A 242-nucleotide genomic window follows, 5' to 3' on the forward strand; every position below is an offset into this window, starting at 1 on the left:
GCGGCTCTTCTTCGTCATCTTCGCTCCTGATTCGCAGCAAGAATCCTCGCCGCTGTCAGGCAGAAAATCCACTCAAGCTACTGTCCGAATTTGCGGGGCCAGCTCTCAGCAGCAGAAGCCCTCTCCTGAAGACAAAGTTTCCGTCACCAAGGATAAGGACGCGGGCGCATGCGGATTGCAGCGCGATTTGCAGGATCGGTTGCAGCCGGCGCACGACGAGCCGGTGAGCGAGCCCGTCAGCG

General features: G+C 59.9%; 1 pseudogene. It reads left to right on the top strand.

Going from position 1 to position 242, the window contains the following annotated elements:
* Positions 1-52: 52 nt before the first annotated feature.
* Positions 53-242 (top strand): annotated as a pseudogene (locus QJT78_RS52605) (hypothetical protein); the annotation flags it as partial.

The sequence above is a fragment of the Bradyrhizobium sp. Mp27 genome, assembly GCF_029953005.1.
Taxonomy (GTDB): domain Bacteria; phylum Pseudomonadota; class Alphaproteobacteria; order Rhizobiales; family Xanthobacteraceae; genus Bradyrhizobium; species Bradyrhizobium barranii.